The following is a 16,844-nucleotide window of genomic DNA, read 5'->3' as shown; positions in this document are numbered from 1 at the left end:
CAGTCGTTAAACTGACGGATTATGCGGGCTGAAAAGCCAGCCTTTTTCGGCGACGAGCACGAAGCACAGGCCGATGACGGAGACCGACAGGAACCCGATGGCAAGCGGCGTGACGGTGCCGTCGAATGCCTGCCCGATCAATGCCCCGATGACTGCGCCGCCGATCGTCTGGGCGAAGCCGAGCACGGAGGATGCAGTTCCGGCGACGTGGCCGAGCGGTTCCATGGCCATGGCGTTAAAATTCGCACCGATCAGGCCGAACTGGAACATGGCCATGCCATAGAGAAGGACGAAAAGCCAGAAAGGAAGCGCACCGAAGATCGATGCCGCTGCCCAGGCAAGGCTCACCAGGACGAATCCGATCAGCGCGCCGTGCGAGAGACGGCGCATGCCGTAGCGTTTGACAAGACGCGAATTGGTGAAGGAGGCGACCGCCATCGTACCGGCAAAACCTGCAAAGACCAGCGGGAACCAGTGCCCAAGCCCGTATATGCCGACCAGAACCTGCTGCGCGGAATTGATGAAGCCGAACAGCCCGCCGAAGATGAAGGATGCGGCCAGCGAATAGCAGAGCGAAACACGGTTGGTCAGCACGATGCGGAATGCATCGGCGATGGATGCGATCGTGAAGGGGCGGCGACGTTCGACCGAGAGCGTCTCCGGCAGTCGCAGCGCAACCAGCGTCGCCACCAGCAGCGCAAACAGGCAGATGACCACGAAGATCATGTGCCATTCGGCAAAGATCATGATCAACTGGCCGATGCTTGGCGCAATGACCGGCACGATCATGAAGACCATCATGACCAGCGACATGACCTCCGCCATCATCCGCCCGCCATAGATATCGCGAACGATCGAAATGGTGATGACCCGCGTCGCGGCGGCACCGATGCCCTGCATGAACCGCAGCGCCAGCAGCCCGGCGAAGGACGGCACGAAGACGATCGCAAGCGCACAGAGCGCATAGACGCCGAGGCCGCCGAGAAGCGGCAGCTTGCGCCCGAACCGGTCGGAAAGCGGACCAAAGAACAACTGGGCGCAGCCCATGCCGAGCAGATAGGCGGTAATGACATATTGGCGCGTGTTCTCATCGGCCACGCCGAGGCTGGCGCCGATCTGCTGCAGGCCCGGCAACATGATATCGATCGAAATCGCATTGATCGCCATCAGCATGGCCATCAGCGTGACGAATTGGGGTTTCGACAAAGCCTGAGGGCCCGGTGCTTCGGTGGTAATGGTCATAGGAATATTCCTGGCGGAGGTGCCGGGCACCTGAACTGAAACGAATACGTTTCCAGTCAAGAACAGGCGCGGATGAAAATGCAGGAGCCGGTAGTCCCATATCTGGTCGAAAGCGAGGCTCCGAGCGCTTTCAAGAAAAGAACCGGATGATCCGGGCTGGCCGAGGAGGCGTAGGCAATTATTCGGATTTCGGTGCCGAACGTTTGCCTGCGCGTGCTTACGCCCTGTTTCGCGACCATCTTGTGACAGCCGCTTCATATTGGCCGCGACTGTTAAAGGTCGCGCAATATTAGGTAGCCTTCACAATTCGCCGGAATCAAAAAAGGCGGTGACCCGCCTTTTTCAGGTGCCACTGTAACCGAAATCAGATTTCAGGCTGCGCCCTTGACGGCGACGCCATGTTCTTCGAAATGCGACTGGAGTTCGCCAGCCTGGAACATTTCGCGCACGATGTCGCAGCCGCCGATGAATTCGCCCTTGATGTAGAGCTGCGGAATGGTCGGCCAGTTGGAATAGTCCTTGATGCCCTGGCGAAGATCAGCATCGGCGAGCACGTTGATGCCCTTATAGTCGACACCGATATAGTCGAGCATCTGGACCACTTGGCCAGAGAACCCACATTGGGGGAATTGCGGCGTGCCCTTCATGAAAAGAACGACGTCGTTGCTCTTTACTTCGTTGTCGATAAATTCGTTGATTCCGCTCATATGTCGTGTCCTTCCTGCTCCAGCTTCAAGGGCCGGGGGTGTCGATCCGTTTTAGATAGCATGCAGGCCGGTGATTTTCATCACCCGATCCCAACAAAAATTGATGGCTTGCAGGGCGGCAACACGCCGCCGGCGCAATCATCGCGTCTTGCTCCGCGAGGCTGCCGTCCTGCGGCGGCTCACCTGCTTCTTCGCTGGCTTCGCGCCCCTTGTCGCGGTCGCTTTCTTAAAGCGGCCGGTGGTGGCAGACCGCGCCTGACGTTTCTGGCGCTTCGTCGCGGTCCTGCCACCGGTCTTCTTTAGGATTTCCTTCAGAACACTCGCAACGACGCCACTGACCAGTTCATTCATCAGGCCGGCCATCAAGCCTACTCCGGCGCGGATGTCTGAAGGGCAAGCGCGTGCAGCACGCCGCCCATATTTCCCTTCAGAGCATTGTAGACCATCTGGTGCTGCTGAACCCGGCTCTTGCCGCGGAAGGCTTCTGCCACGACTTCAGCCGCATAATGGTCGCCGTCTCCGGCCAGATCCCGGATCGTCACCTTGGCGCCCGGGATACCGGATTTGATCATGTCTTCAATATCGCCCGGTGTCATCGGCATACGCTACTCCCTCAATTCTTTCTTGCTCCAAAGCGGCAATCCAGTCGATTCTGCCACATGAGGATCACTTGTATAGAGGCGAAAACCGCGTTCCAACAGTTCGATCAATATTTTTACGTCGGTATCGGAGTGCAGCCTCTGCATGTTGAGGGCGTTGTAGATATGGCCGGTCGACGAAGGATCGATCCCTGTAATGATGACCGCGGTTGCGCCATTGTGAATGGCGTAGAGGAGCGACGTTATGCCATTGGAAAATTTCGATTCATTGTCACCTTCAGCAATGACGCGTCCGAGCACCGATTCGGCCAGCCGGGTTCGATCATACTGGTTGATGAGCCGCAATTCATCGAAGCCATAGTCAAACGCTGCGAGACCTTCGCGCAATCGTGCTTCGCTCTTCGGCCATCGAAGCACATAGAGAATGCGGCAGCGTTTGCCCGACAGAGCGCGGCGCACAGCGGTCGCGCGTTCGCCGTTGCCTTCTACCTGGTTGAATTGCAGGAAGGTGACGTCTGGCGCATCTATACCCCAGTCCGCCGTCACAATCTGGGAACCGTTGACGCAAATAACGGAAAATCGGCTGTCAAATCCGTCTGGCAAGTTGGAAGCCGGCGCAGAACCAACGATCAGCGCCGGGCCACGGAAAGGGATGGGTTGTTTCGGCGCCTGCGGCCGCGCCAGCCGATAAGCCAGGCGATACCGCCAAGAGCGGCGCAATTTGTTCAACCACGTGTACCAGTGCACTTCACCTCCGCTCATGCGTCCCCCTGAAACCTATCCGTGTGTTCTTTTGGATCGTCAGATAGGGTTCAGGTTAAAGTTGGGAAGGGCTGCTGTCGTTTGTTTCAGCGTCTTTCCTTAACGCGAGGCGACCGTTCCGGGGCAAGCCGCTAAATTGATGGCCAGCCATTCGGAAAATCCGGGCGGAATCAAAGCCAAGACCCACCGGCCTTCAGTTTGATTCCGGCAGGCTGCCTTCCATGAAATCCGGGAACCATGATTCATGTGCCGAGCGCAATTGCACGATTGCAAGCGGCTTGGCCGAGCCAAGCACGACTTCGGTACCGTCGGTCAATCCGATCACGGGCGCTGACACGCCCGCAGCCTTTGCCCGCTCGGCGACAAGGTCTGCATGCTCCGGCTTTACGGTCACGACATAGCGTCCCTGGTCTTCTCCAAAGAAGACAGGGATCGGATCGCGGCCCGCTACCGCCGAAACCTTTGCGCCGATGCCCGACGCCATCGCCATTTCGGCGATTGCCAACGCCAGTCCGCCCGAGGAGCAATCATGCACGGCGGTCGTCAGGCCGTCGACAATGAGGCTGCGGACAAAATCGCCAGTCTTGCGCTCATGGGCGAGATCAACATGCGGGGCAGGGCCGTCAGTGCGGCCATGGATGTCGCGCAGATAGACGGACTGGCCGAGATGAGCACCAAGCCCCTCCGGCGCGCCGACGAGAAAGATGTCCTCACCTTCAGCCGCAAAGCGGATGCGCGCCATCTGCGACCAGTCGCTGAGCAGGCCGACACCGCCGATGGTTGGGGTCGGCAGGATCCCTTGGCCGTTCGTCTCGTTGTAGAGCGAGACATTGCCGGACACGATCGGGAACTCGAGCGCGCGGCAGGCTTCGCCGATGCCTTTGATGGCATGGACGAGCTGGCTCATGATTTCCGGTCGTTCCGGATTGCCGAAATTGAGGTTGTCCGTGGCGGCAAGCGGCAGCGCACCGGTCGCGGTGATGTTGCGCCAGCATTCGGCCACAGCCTGCTTGCCGCCTTCGAACGGATCGGCTTCGACATAACGCGGTGTCACGTCGGAGGAGAAGGCCAGCGCTTTGGTCGGGTGACCTTCGACGCGCACGACGCCAGCGTCGCCGCCCGGCAGCTGCAGCGAATTGCCCTGGATCAGCGTGTCGTACTGCTCGTAGACCCAGCGGCGCGAGGAGTTGTTGGCAGACCCGACAAGCGACAGCACAGCATCGGCGACATCCGCCTGGGGAATATCATCGGCAGCAAGCGGCGCAGCGGTTTTCGCCGGTGTCCACGGGCGGTCATATTCCGGCGCCTGGTCGCCCAGTTCCTTGATCGGCAGGTTTGCCACTTCCTCGCCCTGGTGGATGACACGGAAACGCAGATCGTCGGTGGTCTTACCGACGATGGCGAAATCCAGGCCCCACTTGACGAAGATCGCCTTGGCGACCTCTTCCTTGGCCGGTTCCAGCACCATCAGCATACGCTCCTGGCTTTCCGACAGCATCATTTCATAGGCGGTCATACGCTCTTCGCGTACGGGAACCTGATCGAGCTGCAATTCGATGCCGAGGTCGCCCTTGGCGCCCATTTCGACGGCGGAGCAGGTGAGGCCGGCGGCGCCCATGTCCTGAATGGCGATAACCGCACCGGTCTTCATCAGTTCGAGGCAGGCTTCGAGCAGGCATTTTTCGGTGAAGGGGTCGCCGACCTGAACGGTCGGGCGCTTCTCTTCGATCGACTCGTCGAATTCTGCCGAAGCCATAGTCGCACCGCCGACGCCGTCGCGACCGGTCTTCGCACCGAGATAGACGACCGGCAGGCCGACACCCTTGGCTTCCGACAGGAAGATCGCATCGGACTTGGCAAGGCCGGCGGCAAAGGCGTTGACGAGGATGTTGCCGTTGTAGCGCGCATCGAACTCGACCTCGCCGCCGACGGTCGGCACGCCGAAGGAATTGCCGTAACCGCCGACACCGGCGACGACGCCGGAAACAAGATGGCGGGTCTTCGGATGGTCAGGCGCGCCGAAACGCAGGGCGTTCATTGCTGCGATCGGCCGCGCGCCCATGGTGAAGACGTCGCGCAGGATGCCGCCGACGCCGGTCGCAGCACCCTGATATGGCTCGATGTAGGAGGGGTGGTTGTGGCTCTCCATCTTGAAGACGACGCAGTCGCCATCATCGATATCAACCACGCCGGCATTTTCGCCCGGTCCCTGGATGACGCGCGGACCGGTGGTCGGCAGCGTGCGCAGCCATTTCTTCGATGACTTGTAGGAGCAATGTTCGTTCCACATCGCCGAAAAGATGCCGAGTTCCGTGAAGGTCGGCTCGCGGCCGATCAGCTCCAGGATGCGCTGGTACTCATCCGGCTTCAGGCCGTGCGAGGCAATGAGGTCGGCGGTGATGGGGCGGGTATTGGAAATGGTCATCGTGGTCCATTCGGTCCGTTGGAGCATCCCGGACGGCCAGGATGCCGTCTGCCTGAAGGGATGCGTCAAAACAAAGAGATCGCGTCGGCGTTTCTTTAGCCGATGCTATCCCGGGATGCGACAGGAAAATGCCGGAAAAGCACAGGAGATCGCGGGCTTTTTGCTGGCGCGACCGGTGGTTCGATCAGGCGAAGCTGTCATAGCCGGTGCGGCCGCTGTCGAGCAGCCGGCGAAGCGTCAGGAATCCGCGCCGCACCTCGTTGCGGTCGGCGGGCGAGGAGAAGCCGATCCGCACGCGATGAAAGACGCTCTCCGTCCGCCCTGCCTTGAACTCGTCCTCGTCATCGACCAGCACGCCCTCCTCGAAGGCTGCGTGCTTGAAGGTGCCGGAGAACCACGGCTCGGACAGCTTCAGCCAGAGGAAAGGCACATGCGGATGAGAGTTGAACTCGATCCCTGAAAATATCGCGCGCGCCATCTGCTCGCGCGCGCGGATCTCATCGATACATCTGGAGCGCAGGATCGCGGCTTCGCCGCTCAGCACGAGGCGTGCGCAGAGTTCGGCGAGCAGAAACGGCATGCCGCCGCTCACCATCTTGTGGGCAATACGGATGCGTTGGCTGAAATGGGGAGGGCAGGCGACCCAACCGCCGCGCACCCCGGCCGCAACCGATTTCGACAGGCCGCCAACCAGAAATGTCCGCTCCGGCGCTAGTTCGGCGAGAAGCGGCGTCATGTCGCCGGTCATTGCGCCATAGAGATCATCCTCCAGCAGCCAGACGCCGTAGCGGCGGGCAATGTCGGCGATCGCCTGCCGGCGCTCCAACGACAATGTCACGACTGTCGGATTTTGTGCGGTCGGCATCAGGAAGGCGAGTTTCGGATGCTGCTGGGCACAGACGCGCTCGAAGTCTTCCGGATCAAGGCCGTATTCGTCGGTGCGCAGGAGAATCGTGCGTCGACCGATCAGGCCGGCGCTGCGGCTGATCTGTGAATAGGTGATGTTTTCGAAAGCGATCTTGTCGCCCGGAGCGGTAACGGCCGCGATGACGGCGACTGCACCGGCGTGGGCGCCGAGGGTCGGGACGATTCGATCGGGCTGCGGCTTGAACGCTCCCTTGGCAAGCCACCGGCTTCCCGCTTCGAACCAGTGCGCCGGGAAATCGCGAGCATAGCTGGCGATGTCGGCATGGTGTTCGCGGCTGATGTCGATCAGCAACTTTTCGAGCGACTTGCCCTGGCCGATATCTGGCGCGGCCGTGCTGTCGAACCTGAGCTTGCCCGGCGGCGCCTTGATCGGCCGGGTGCCGGCAAGTGCCGCGGTCATCGGATCGGCCTGTTCGGCCGGCCGCATGTCCGCATTGTCGAGTACATAGGTGCCGCGGCCAACCTCGCCGCTAACAAGGCCGCGTTCGCGCACCAGATGATAGGCACGGCCGATTGTGCCGATTGTCACGCCGATATCAAAGGCAAGATTGCGCTGCGGCGGCAGTTTCGTGCCAGCCGGCAGCACGCCGCCGGCAATCGCCTGCTCGATCTGGTCGGCAATGCGCGCGTAAAGAGGGCCTTGGCCTTGGCCGGGGTCTGGCATCCAAGTTGTCATGGTTACAATTTCTACATTGCATCCATTTTTGAGTCAATTAAGACATTGAAACACTCGAAAGTAACCGTGACAATCGATAGGATGATGGCAATGGGTACAATTTGCACTGCAGATGATTCAATTTGCTCATCGAAAAAAAATACAATTCGGGCACCCGTTGGCGTCCTGCCACGTGCGAGGCTCCTGTTCTGGCGGGTGATCTCCTGGGTTGCGGCGCGGGAGGAAAAGCGGCTCAGCCGCCTTGCCCTTGCCGAACTGACAGATGAACAGCTTGCGGACATAGGCGTCACGCCAGCGGAGGCCCGGCGCGAGGCCTCGCAACCCTTCTGGAATTGATCGCGGTTCTGCCGGCTACAGGAGCTCGAGAACCTTCGTCTTCGGCCGGCAGACCGCAACGCCTTTTCCGGTGACGACGATCGGCCGTTCGATCAGTTCGGGGTGTTCCAGCATGGCATCCAGGATCTGTCGGTCTGTCTTGCTCTCATCGTCAAGTTTAAGCGACAGGTAAGAGTGCTCTTTCGTGCGCAACAGCGCGCGCGGTGACATGTCCATGGCCAGCAGAAGGGCCAGCATCTGCTCGTGGGTTGGCGGCGTCTTCATGTAGTCGATGATGACAGGCTCGATACCGGATTCGCGGATCGTCTCCAGCACCGCCCGGGACGTGGTGCAACGGTTGTTGTGATAGATCGTAACACTCATCAATATGCCTTTGGTGCATTCCTGGCCGTGGGAGGACGGCGGCATTTGCTGTGGACTCGCTTTGAGCGACGTAACTCAGTTTCGTGACAGGCTTGAGCGCATCCCTGGCTGGAAACGCACAAAATACTGCCCGCATCTCGGGAGGCTCGGTCAAAAGTCCGCGACGGGGAATTGTCGAGCAAAACTCTAAAAAAGAAAAGCTGCAAGATTTGGCGGAGTGCTGTCGTCGCGGTGGGTCCGTTCCCGCAAGCGCCTTATCGGCAACCGGTACCGCCCGCGGCCCAGCGCTTCACGTCTGTTGCCATTCTCGCTCCAACCGCTTCATTGAACAGCGGTCCGAAGGCTTGAAGCCGGGCAGGGTGTCCCTCTGCCTGGACGACGGCGAGCGGGCGCGATTCAGGTGAATTGCGCTTGACGAGCAGGATGCGCGGGCGTCCGGAGAAAGAGTTGAGTTCCGGCGCCAGGCGATACGGCTTGAAGGCTGCGTCCCCAGACTTGAACCAGCAGGCGTTGGCGCCGAGCGCGACGCGTTCCATGGTCGGCAAAGCCGCCGTGCTCTGCGCAGGTGCGGGCGGGCTCGCCGACTGGCATCCGGCGATAAGCCCAAGGGTGGCGACTGCGCCGGCAGTTGCAATGAAACGGATGAAAGTTGCGCCACGCATCGGAAGGCCCCTGTGATTCTATCTCTGAGGGAGCCTTCTATCAGACGGAATGTTAAGCAGCGATTACATCAAGAGCGGAAGCGAACAGGCCGCGCCCATCGGCGCCGCCGTGGGCGGCCTCGATCAGGTTTTCCGGATGCGGCATCATGCCGAGGACATTGCCCTTGGCGTTGACAACACCGGCAATGTCGTTGATCGAACCGTTCGGGTTGGTGCCTGCGGCATAGCGGAAAACGACCTGGCCGTTGCCCTCTATGGTCTTCAGCGTTTCCGCGTCGGCAAAATAATTGCCATCGTGATGGGCGACGGGGCAGCGGATGATCTGTCCCTGTTCATAGGCGCGGCTGAAGTCGGTGTTGGCGTTGACGACTTCCAGCATGATTTCCTTGCACACGAATTTCAGCGAGGCATTGCGCATCAGCGCGCCAGGCAAAAGGCCGGCCTCGACCAGGATCTGGAAGCCGTTGCAGACGCCCAGCACCTTGACGCCGGTCTCGGCTTTTGCCTTGATCGCCTGCATCACCGGCATGCGCGCCGCGATTGCGCCGCAACGCAGATAGTCGCCATAGGAGAAGCCGCCGGGGATGACGATCAGATCGACATCCGGAATATCCGTCTCGGTCTGCCAGATCGTCACCGGCGCCTTGCCGGAAATCTTGGTTAGCGCCGCGATCATGTCGCGGTCACGGTTGAGGCCTGGGAGCTGGACGACGGCGGATTTCATGGGTGCGGTTCAAACCTGGATTGGGCCTCTGCAAGCTCACGCAGTTCGAGGCGGTTTTCTATTCTCTCCAAGCGCTCATCAGTTTGATGAAGCATTGTGTAGAGCGTGTTGGTGTCATTCTGGTGGGCGTGCAGCGAAAGTCTTCGCAGGTCACGTATGCCGGTATCAGCCTTGTCAGCTCTGACATGCACTCGTCGCAGCATCTCATGAATGAGCTCCTGAGTGACATCAGCCATGCAATCAGCCCGCGGTCTCGAAGCGATTCCCGAACAGCGCTTGTTTCAGCGCTTCCGTTCGCGCACGGCCTTCTGCCAGTTCCCGATTGGTCACCCTCATGAGGGAGACCAATTCTTCAAGTGAGCTCACGGTTTCGCCGAGACGCCGGTCAGGTTCCACGACTTCAGCGTAGAGCATCTCCTTCGTCACGTCGCCCATGAGACGGCTCCTTCAACCCTCAGTCGAGAGCGATCGTGTAGTTCTCGATCACCGTGTTAGCCAGAAGTTTCTCGCACATGGCCTTGAGGTCGGCTTCGGCCTTCGCCTTGTCGGCGGTCTCGATCTGGAGATCGAAAACCTTGCCTTGGCGAACATGGCCGATGCCGTCGAAACCGAGAGCGCCAAGCGCGCCCTCGATTGCCTTGCCCTGCGGGTCGAGAACGCCGTTCTTCAGCGTCACTGTTACGCGTGCATTGATCACTTTTGTCTTTTCCTGCTTATTTCACCAGCACGGGGCCGGTGCCGCGGGGCGGCTCGTTCTCGTTCATGATGCCAAGGCGGCGGGCCACTTCCTGATAGGCCTCGACGAGGCCGCCCATGTCGCGGCGGAACCGGTCCTTGTCCATCTTTTCCTTGGTTTCGACGTCCCAGAGACGGCAGCTGTCCGGCGAGATTTCGTCCGCCAGGATGATGCGCATCATGTCGCCCTCGAACAGGCGGCCGCATTCGATCTTGAAATCGACGAGCTGGATGCCGACACCCAGGAACAGGCCGGTGAGGAAGTCGTTGATCCGGATGGCGAGCGCCATGATGTCGTCGAGTTCCTGCGGGCTAGCCCAGCCGAAGGCGGTGATGTGCTCTTCGGAGACCATCGGGTCGTCGAGCGCATCGGCCTTATAGTAGAATTCGATGATGGAGCGCGGCAGGACGACGCCTTCCTCGATTCCGAGGCGCTTGGAGAGCGAGCCTGCGGCCACGTTGCGCACGACGATCTCGAGTGGAATGATTTCCACTTCCTTGATCAGCTGTTCGCGCATGTTGAGGCGGCGGATGAAGTGCGTGGGAATGCCGATCCTGTTCAGATGCGTGAAGATGTATTCCGAAATCCGGTTGTTGAGCACGCCCTTGCCGTCGATGACATCGTGCTTCTTCTTGTTGAAGGCGGTGGCGTCATCTTTGAAAAACTGGATCAGCGTGCCTGGCTCAGGACCCTCGTAAAGGATCTTGGCTTTGCCTTCGTAGATACGGCGGCGACGGTTCATCAATATTGTTCTCTATGGTTGTCGGCGCTCTTGGGCTGCGCCATTGGCATTTTCTAATCGGGTCCATAGCTGAAAAGAAACTATTTCACAATCGGCGTCTGATCCGATCCCCTGAATTAGCAAGAGGGTAACACGGAAAGTCATCAAAGCGGAAAACTTCGCATTGCACTTTTGGCAGGCTTTTGGTTTATGGGCGAAAAGCTGTTTGCGGCATGGTTTTCAGGGAGATCGACGAATGACCAGTATGCAGGATCGCGAGAAGGCGTTTGAGGCGAAGTTTGCGCTGGATGAAGAACTGCGGTTCAAGGCCGAGGCGCGCCGCAACAAGCTGCTCGGCCTCTGGGCCGCTGAGCTTCTGGGCAAGAGCGATCCGGCGGCCTATGCCACGGAGATCGTCGCCGCCGATTTCACGGAGGCCGGACATGAGGACGTCGTGCGCAAGATCCGCGCAGACTTCGATTCTGCCGGCATCGCCCAGACCGATGACCAGATTCGCCTAAAGATGCTGGAGCTTCTCTCCGAGGCCGTCACGCAGATCCAGAACGGCTGATACCGGCCATTGCAATGGTTCCTGGGCCGTCCGGTTGCGGGCGGCTTTTTTGTTCCGGCACCTGGATGCATTGCGGAATATCACAACCAGCTGGTCCGGCCATCTGCGGTTCGATTATCGATAAACGCGCTCGGAAAAAGCGCTCATGCCGGAGCGGACCATCAGTTCATAGACCATCCGGCGGCTGAACGGGTTGTGGAGCCGGGCAACCTTTGAGCCCAGAAACTCCGTTTCGACATGATCGAAAGCGGCGAGATCGGCTGAATTGGCGATCAGGTCGCTGTAGAGCCCGTGGAATTCGCGGCGGCAGACGTAGGTTTTGTACTTGGTCATGCAGAAGGCGGAAAAGGCGCCGCCGCTTTGACGCAGGAAATCGGCCACGCCTACTGTGACTTCCGGCCAGGCCGGATTAAACGTATCGTCAAAGGCGATGACGCCATGATCCGCCAGCGTTTCCATCGCCAGCCTGCTGTCGGAGGCGACATGCTGAAGCATGTGCCCGCCATCGATGCTGAAGAACCGAATCTTGCCGATCTTGGCGGTCAGTTGGGCCGGCTCCAGCATTGTGCTGTCGCCTTTGATGATCAGTTCTTCGTCCACGGCCATGCCGAGCCGGCGCCCGTTTTCCAAAAAGCGGCGGTATTGCGCAGCGACGCCTTCGGTCGCCTGACCTATGTTGAAAAGGTCGATTGCCAATATCTTCTCGTCGCTTCCGCTGATTTTTCTCAACAGAAAATAGGAACGGCCATAGAACACACCGATCTCGGCAACGGCGCCGCCAAGGCTTCTGTCTTTCTGACTTTGCAAAAGCGAAAGGAAAACAAGAGCGTCCGGTGGGTCGATATAGCCCTCGATCGTCTGGAGATCGTGGAATATGAATTTGCGAATGGCTGAGGTCATCAGATGGCGAATCCGGTTTGGTTGATGCAACAGAACGAATGGGATATTCGATCGGAGCTGACAGCCGACAAGTGGAACACGAGGCTGTGCGGAGACTCAAAACTGTGAGCCGAAGAATTCTATTTGCATTGCAACAAAGTTCATAAGTGGGGCCATTATGGGGCCACCAAACGGCTAAAGCGCGTCATCTTCACCATCAAACGTTGTGTTGGAGGATGCATTACGCGCTGGTGCAATCGGTCCGGATTGTTTCGAAGCAAGGCTCATTGCCCGGCGTCATAGTAGTATCGAGAAACGGTGGCTGCCCGGGTCCGCAGCTGGCACGGAAACCGTCACGGTCCCGCGATTTTCCGGCGACGTTGCTACGCAGCGCTTGATGTCGGCTTAGGGGCGAAGCCGGCTGAGAAACTGGGCGAAAACCATTGTGCCTTCCGGCCACGGACCGTGACCGGATTCGGCGTTGATGTGGCCGGATTCGCCGGCGTCCACCAGCATCGAGCCCCAGGCGTTGGCGATATCGCCGGCGTGATCATACGATCCGAACGGGTCGTTGCGGCTTGCGATGACCAGACTCGGGAACGGCAGCGGGTCGCGCGGGTAGGGGCCGAACGTCATCAGGTGCTTCGGCCGAATTTTCGGATTTGTCACTTCCGGCGGGGCGACGAGGAAAGCGCCTGCGATCTTCTTTTCCGCCTGCGGCAGGGCGAGGATGGCGGTTGCGACGCCAAGCGAATGCGCCACGATGACGACGGGTTTGGCCGCCGCATTGATCTCGTCGACCATGCGCCGGACCCAGTCCTCGCGTACTGGCTTTGCCCATTCGGCCTGTTCGACGCGGCGCGCGGAGGCAAGTTTGCTCTGCCACCGGGTCTGCCAATGGTCCGGGCCGGAGTTGGTATAGCCGGGAACGATCAGGATATCTGCTTCAGATGCTTTCATAATAACGGCGATTTGTGCTCGGGGGAGATGGAAGTCAAGTGAAAGAGACGCAGATCTGGTATATGCTCGCTGCACGGGATGATTGGTCACGACGTTCCGTGACGGCGAAAGCCGCCAATATCGAGAGCATTGGATCGCGGTCAGCGATGCCGAAATCCCCTCGAAACCGGCACTACTGATTGTTCTCGAATGACGTGACGATGCGTGTGTCCAAGGAGGAGAATTGGTCATGACAACATTCCATGTATTGGCAGGATCCAGCACCACTATCGAGCATCCGGTAGTTCGCAAGATCGGCATCGCCGATGTCTTCGACGCGTTGCGCCTCGGCTGGCAGGACTTTAATGCCAAGCCGTCTCATTACGTCTTCCTCTGCCTGATCTATCCGATCGCCGGTGTTGTGCTTGCCACATGGAGTTCGGGCGCCAACATGTTGCCGATCCTCTATCCGCTGGCTTCCGGTTTTGCCTTGCTCGGCCCGGTAGCCGCGATCGGTCTCTATGAGATCAGCAGGCGGCGCGAAAAGGGGATGAACACGTCGTGGCGGCACGCTTTCGATGTTCGCCGTTCGCCAGCCTTACCGTCGATCATCGCGCTTGCTTTCATGTTGTTCGTGCTGTTCGTCGCCTGGCTGCTCGTTGCCCAGTCGCTTTATGTGCAGATGTTCGGTGACGTGCCACCGGCATCGATCTCAGCCTTCGCCAACCAGGTGTTCGGAACAGAACAGGGGTGGAACCTCATTCTGGTCGGTAACGCCGTCGGTTTCGTCTTTGCCGTGATCGTGTTGTCGACCGTCCTCGTGTCCTTCCCGCTGTTGCTCGACAGGGATGTCGGCGCCGTGGCCGCGGTCGAGACGTCCGTGCGGGCAACGCTCACCAATCCGGTTCCGGTTGCCGTGTGGGGACTGATCGTTGCCGGAGGCCTCGTCATCGGCTCAATCCCGGTCTTCGTCGGTCTCGCCGTCATCATGCCGATCCTCGGCCATGCGACGTGGCATCTCTATCGCAAGCTCGTGGTTGCGCCGGAGACGAAATAACACGGAGCGATCCGAAAAAACGAACGTGCCGCCAGAGTAGCGGCACGTTCGTGCTGTCATGCGTGCCGCTTAGCGGAAATATTTGAAATAGGACGAGATTTGCGCCGCGGTATTCGACGACGGGTCGAGACGAATGCCAATCTTGTCGCCGCGATACCATTGCACGACGCCAGTAAGATGACCGAATTCGTTGCTTTCGATCGACACTTCCTGCCCAGTCTTGGCATTGATATCGAAATAGAGCTGGAAACAAATTCCGGCTGCCGAAAGGTCTTTGACGATCCCGCGACTCGACCCGCCCTTGCAGGTCACGGTACCGGTAAATTTGGTTGTCGTGCGCGCTACCTTGCGTTCGATCGTCTGCTGATACGGCATGCTCCAGCCCGCTCCCATTTGCTCATTTTTCCGCAGCCTCTCACGGAAGACTGACGAAAGGCTTGAGAAAACCGTTCAAAATGGAGCGATGTGGGCCGAAACCGGACACCCTGCGCGCGACGTTGGAACGGGGAGCCTCTTCGGCTCCCCTAATGCATGTCGCAGAACAGTGTGCAGCGGTTTTTGGGACAACGACATGCATAAAAACAAAGACCTAAAGCGCATCGCACGAATCCGTTTTGACGCGATACGCGTTATGCATCAACCGAAAACGCGATTGAAGATCGTATCGACGTGCTTCGTGTGATAGCCGAGGTCGAATTTTTCGCGGATATCCGCTTCGGGCAGCAAGGCCCTGACTTCGCTGTCGGCGAGCAGTTCCTCGAGGAAATCCTTGCCCTGTTCCCAGACCTTCATGGCGTTGCGCTGAACGAGGCGATAGGCATCCTCGCGGGATGCGCCGGCTTGCGTCAGGGCAAGCAGCACGCGTTGGGAATGAACGAGCCCGCGGAACTTGTTCATGTTCTTCATCATGTTGTCCGGATAGACGAGCAGCTTGTCGATCACGCCCGTCAGGCGCGCCAGCGCGAAGTCGAGCGTCACCGTCGCGTCGGGGCCGATCATGCGCTCGACGGAGGAGTGGGAAATATCGCGCTCGTGCCACAAGGCGACGTTTTCCATGGCGGGCAGGGCGAAGGCGCGCACCATGCGCGACAGGCCGGTGAGATTTTCCGTCAGCACCGGGTTACGCTTGTGCGGCATCGCCGACGAGCCCTTCTGGCCCGGCGAGAAATATTCCTCGGCTTCGAGGACTTCGGTGCGTTGCAGGTGGCGGATTTCGGTTGCCAGGCGCTCCACGCTCGAAGCGATGACGCCGAGGGTGGCAAAATACATCGCATGACGGTCACGCGGGATGACCTGGGTCGAGACCGGCTCAGCGGCAAGGCCCATGGCCTTGGCGACGTGTTCTTCGACACGCGGATCGATATTCGCAAAGGTGCCGACGGCGCCGGAAATAGCGCATGTGGCGATTTCCTCACGCGCGGCGATCAGGCGCTTCTTGCAGCGCTCGAACTCGGCATAGGCCAGGGCCAGCTTGATGCCGAAGGTGGTCGGCTCGGCGTGGATGCCGTGCGAACGGCCGATCGTCACCGTGTCCTTGTGTTCGAAGGCCCGGCGCTTCAGCGCTTCCAGCAGTTTGTCGAGGTCGGCGAGCAGGAGGTCGCTGGCCTTGACGAGTTGCACGTTGAAGCAGGTGTCGAGCACGTCGGAAGAGGTCATGCCTTGGTGCACGAAACGCGCGTCAGGACCGACGATTTCGGCAAGATGTGTCAGGAAGGCAATGACGTCATGTTTGGTGATGGCTTCGATCTCGTCGATCCGTTCGACGTCGAAGGTGGCCGCGCCGCCCCGTTCCCAGATGGTTTTCGCCGCTTCCTTCGGGATCACGCCAAGCTCGGCGAGCGCGTCGCAGGCATGCGCCTCGATTTCGAACCAGATGCGGAATTTGGTTTCGGGCGACCAGATGGCCACCATTTCCGGCCGGGAGTAACGGGGGATCATGGGCTTTCAGCTTTCGTCATCGGTGGAGTTGGCTGAGCCTCTAGCAAAGATGGCCGGTAATCTCAACGCTGCTGATGGGGCATCTTGCATGCGAGCCACAAGCTGGCGGTTGCAAGTGCCGCAAATCCGACCGGCAGATAGAGGCGAATGCCCATCACGACGAACTGATAGATGGCGCCGGCCGAGGTGAAACCGAACTGATAGAACCAGGTCAGTGTACCGACAGGGGCATGCCAGCGGGCGTAGAAGCTCCGGTAATCCAAGGCGAAGAGGAAAGCCGTTGCGGCGATGGTGCAGACGGTCAAGCAGAGAAAGAAGGCGGCAAAACGCGTTTCGCTGGCGCGGCCCTGCGCACAGAAGCGGCCAAGAACAAGGGCGAAAGGCCAGGCGATCAAGCCACCGAGGAAGAACAGCAGGAGAATGCTGTAGAAATGGGACGTTTCGGCACCGTTGCGCAGATAGAGCGCTGCGAGCGCCGACAGCGCCATCATCACACCCCAGATCGGTGCGCCAAGAAGAATGTCGCGCGCGCCCGGAAGGGCTGCCAGAAACCTCTGGCCCGTGCGCCGCATCAAGCTTG

General features: G+C 59.6%; 22 protein-coding genes. 3 read left to right on the top strand and 19 right to left on the bottom strand.

Annotated features, from left to right (window positions below; translation table 11 throughout):
- Positions 1-6: 6 nt before the first annotated feature.
- The 7 genes from WI754_RS16335 to WI754_RS16305 all read right to left on the bottom strand — a co-directional run bounded on the left by WI754_RS16335 (position 7) and on the right by WI754_RS16305 (position 7,338).
- On the bottom strand, positions 7-1,242 hold the full coding sequence (locus WI754_RS16335; RefSeq protein WP_349434535.1) for a multidrug effflux MFS transporter: 1,236 nt from the start codon (positions 1,240-1,242) through the stop codon (positions 7-9).
- Positions 1,243-1,613: 371 nt separating this feature from the next.
- On the bottom strand, positions 1,614-1,949 hold the full coding sequence (gene grxD, locus WI754_RS16330; protein ID WP_113003395.1) for a Grx4 family monothiol glutaredoxin: 336 nt from the start codon (positions 1,947-1,949) through the stop codon (positions 1,614-1,616).
- A gap of 138 nt (positions 1,950-2,087) precedes the next feature.
- Positions 2,088-2,312 (bottom strand): hypothetical protein, encoded by a 225-nt coding sequence (locus WI754_RS16325; RefSeq protein ID WP_349434534.1) that lies wholly within the window; start codon positions 2,310-2,312, stop codon positions 2,088-2,090.
- A 5-nt stretch (positions 2,313-2,317) separates the two neighbouring features.
- Positions 2,318-2,551, bottom strand: coding sequence for a BolA family transcriptional regulator (locus tag WI754_RS16320; protein WP_018324712.1), 234 nt, complete (start codon positions 2,549-2,551; stop codon positions 2,318-2,320).
- A gap of 3 nt (positions 2,552-2,554) precedes the next feature.
- A complete protein-coding gene (locus WI754_RS16315; protein WP_349434533.1) occupies positions 2,555-3,310 on the bottom strand; it encodes a membrane-anchored protein in 756 nt (251 codons plus the stop codon).
- A gap of 193 nt (positions 3,311-3,503) precedes the next feature.
- A complete protein-coding gene (purL, locus tag WI754_RS16310; protein ID WP_349434532.1) occupies positions 3,504-5,735 on the bottom strand; it encodes a phosphoribosylformylglycinamidine synthase subunit PurL in 2,232 nt (743 codons plus the stop codon).
- A 184-nt stretch (positions 5,736-5,919) separates the two neighbouring features.
- Entirely contained in the window at positions 5,920-7,338 is a 1,419-nt protein-coding gene (locus WI754_RS16305; protein WP_349434531.1) for a PLP-dependent aminotransferase family protein, read from the bottom strand.
- Between the two features lie 81 nt (positions 7,339-7,419).
- On the opposite strand from WI754_RS16305, the gene WI754_RS16300 reads away from it, so the two are divergent.
- Positions 7,420-7,674, top strand: a complete 255-nt coding sequence (locus WI754_RS16300) for a DUF1127 domain-containing protein (RefSeq protein ID WP_349437837.1) — start codon at positions 7,420-7,422, stop codon at positions 7,672-7,674.
- 15 nt (positions 7,675-7,689) lie between these two features.
- On the opposite strand, the gene arsC is transcribed toward WI754_RS16300, so the two are convergent.
- The 7 genes from arsC to purC all read right to left on the bottom strand — a co-directional run bounded on the left by arsC (position 7,690) and on the right by purC (position 10,901).
- Positions 7,690-8,037 (bottom strand): arsenate reductase (glutaredoxin), encoded by a 348-nt coding sequence (arsC, locus tag WI754_RS16295; RefSeq protein WP_349434530.1) that lies wholly within the window; start codon positions 8,035-8,037, stop codon positions 7,690-7,692.
- Between the two features lie 254 nt (positions 8,038-8,291).
- On the bottom strand, positions 8,292-8,699 hold the full coding sequence (locus tag WI754_RS16290) for a hypothetical protein (RefSeq protein WP_349434529.1): 408 nt from the start codon (positions 8,697-8,699) through the stop codon (positions 8,292-8,294).
- A gap of 52 nt (positions 8,700-8,751) precedes the next feature.
- Positions 8,752-9,423, bottom strand: a complete 672-nt coding sequence (purQ, locus tag WI754_RS16285; RefSeq protein ID WP_349434528.1) for a phosphoribosylformylglycinamidine synthase subunit PurQ — start codon at positions 9,421-9,423, stop codon at positions 8,752-8,754.
- Positions 9,420-9,659: a hypothetical protein gene (locus tag WI754_RS16280; RefSeq protein WP_349434527.1), complete on the bottom strand. Its 240-nt coding sequence runs from the start codon at positions 9,657-9,659 to the stop codon at positions 9,420-9,422. Before WI754_RS16280 ends, purQ begins: the two co-directional genes overlap by 4 nt.
- Positions 9,660-9,663: 4 nt before the next feature.
- Positions 9,664-9,858: a hypothetical protein gene (locus WI754_RS16275; protein WP_349434526.1), complete on the bottom strand. Its 195-nt coding sequence runs from the start codon at positions 9,856-9,858 to the stop codon at positions 9,664-9,666.
- A gap of 19 nt (positions 9,859-9,877) precedes the next feature.
- Positions 9,878-10,120 (bottom strand): phosphoribosylformylglycinamidine synthase subunit PurS, encoded by a 243-nt coding sequence (purS, locus tag WI754_RS16270; RefSeq protein WP_349434525.1) that lies wholly within the window; start codon positions 10,118-10,120, stop codon positions 9,878-9,880.
- A gap of 16 nt (positions 10,121-10,136) precedes the next feature.
- Positions 10,137-10,901 (bottom strand): phosphoribosylaminoimidazolesuccinocarboxamide synthase, encoded by a 765-nt coding sequence (purC, locus tag WI754_RS16265; protein ID WP_018324721.1) that lies wholly within the window; start codon positions 10,899-10,901, stop codon positions 10,137-10,139.
- Between the two features lie 235 nt (positions 10,902-11,136).
- Here purC and WI754_RS16260 point away from each other — a divergent pair, with 235 nt between their 5' ends.
- On the top strand, positions 11,137-11,451 hold the full coding sequence (locus tag WI754_RS16260) for a DUF1476 domain-containing protein (RefSeq protein ID WP_349434524.1): 315 nt from the start codon (positions 11,137-11,139) through the stop codon (positions 11,449-11,451).
- A gap of 114 nt (positions 11,452-11,565) precedes the next feature.
- On the opposite strand, the gene WI754_RS16255 is transcribed toward WI754_RS16260, so the two are convergent.
- Together WI754_RS16255 and WI754_RS16250 are read right to left on the bottom strand one after the other, a co-directional pair.
- Positions 11,566-12,351: a class I SAM-dependent methyltransferase gene (locus WI754_RS16255; protein WP_349434523.1), complete on the bottom strand. Its 786-nt coding sequence runs from the start codon at positions 12,349-12,351 to the stop codon at positions 11,566-11,568.
- A gap of 384 nt (positions 12,352-12,735) precedes the next feature.
- Positions 12,736-13,290 carry an alpha/beta hydrolase gene (locus tag WI754_RS16250; protein WP_349434522.1) on the bottom strand — a complete coding sequence of 185 codons (555 nt, stop codon included), beginning with the start codon at positions 13,288-13,290 and terminating at the stop codon, positions 12,736-12,738.
- 229 nt (positions 13,291-13,519) lie between these two features.
- On the opposite strand from WI754_RS16250, the gene WI754_RS16245 reads away from it, so the two are divergent.
- Positions 13,520-14,326, top strand: a complete 807-nt coding sequence (locus tag WI754_RS16245; RefSeq protein ID WP_349434521.1) for a DUF2189 domain-containing protein — start codon at positions 13,520-13,522, stop codon at positions 14,324-14,326.
- Positions 14,327-14,395: 69 nt separating this feature from the next.
- Here WI754_RS16245 and WI754_RS16240 read toward each other — a convergent pair whose 3' ends face one another.
- From WI754_RS16240 to WI754_RS16230, 3 genes are all read right to left on the bottom strand, one after another.
- Positions 14,396-14,701 carry a PilZ domain-containing protein gene (locus WI754_RS16240; protein ID WP_349434520.1) on the bottom strand — a complete coding sequence of 102 codons (306 nt, stop codon included), beginning with the start codon at positions 14,699-14,701 and terminating at the stop codon, positions 14,396-14,398.
- Between the two features lie 261 nt (positions 14,702-14,962).
- Entirely contained in the window at positions 14,963-16,264 is a 1,302-nt protein-coding gene (gene purB / locus WI754_RS16235; RefSeq protein WP_349434519.1) for an adenylosuccinate lyase, read from the bottom strand.
- Positions 16,265-16,326: 62 nt separating this feature from the next.
- Positions 16,327-16,836 carry a hypothetical protein gene (locus WI754_RS16230; RefSeq protein WP_349437835.1) on the bottom strand — a complete coding sequence of 170 codons (510 nt, stop codon included), beginning with the start codon at positions 16,834-16,836 and terminating at the stop codon, positions 16,327-16,329.
- Between the last annotated feature and the right edge of the window lie 8 nt (positions 16,837-16,844).

The organism is Pararhizobium sp. A13, assembly GCF_040126305.1.
Taxonomy (GTDB): domain Bacteria; phylum Pseudomonadota; class Alphaproteobacteria; order Rhizobiales; family Rhizobiaceae; genus Pararhizobium.
Note: the sequence above shows the minus strand (reverse complement) of the source record. Positions and strands in the feature narration are given on the sequence as shown.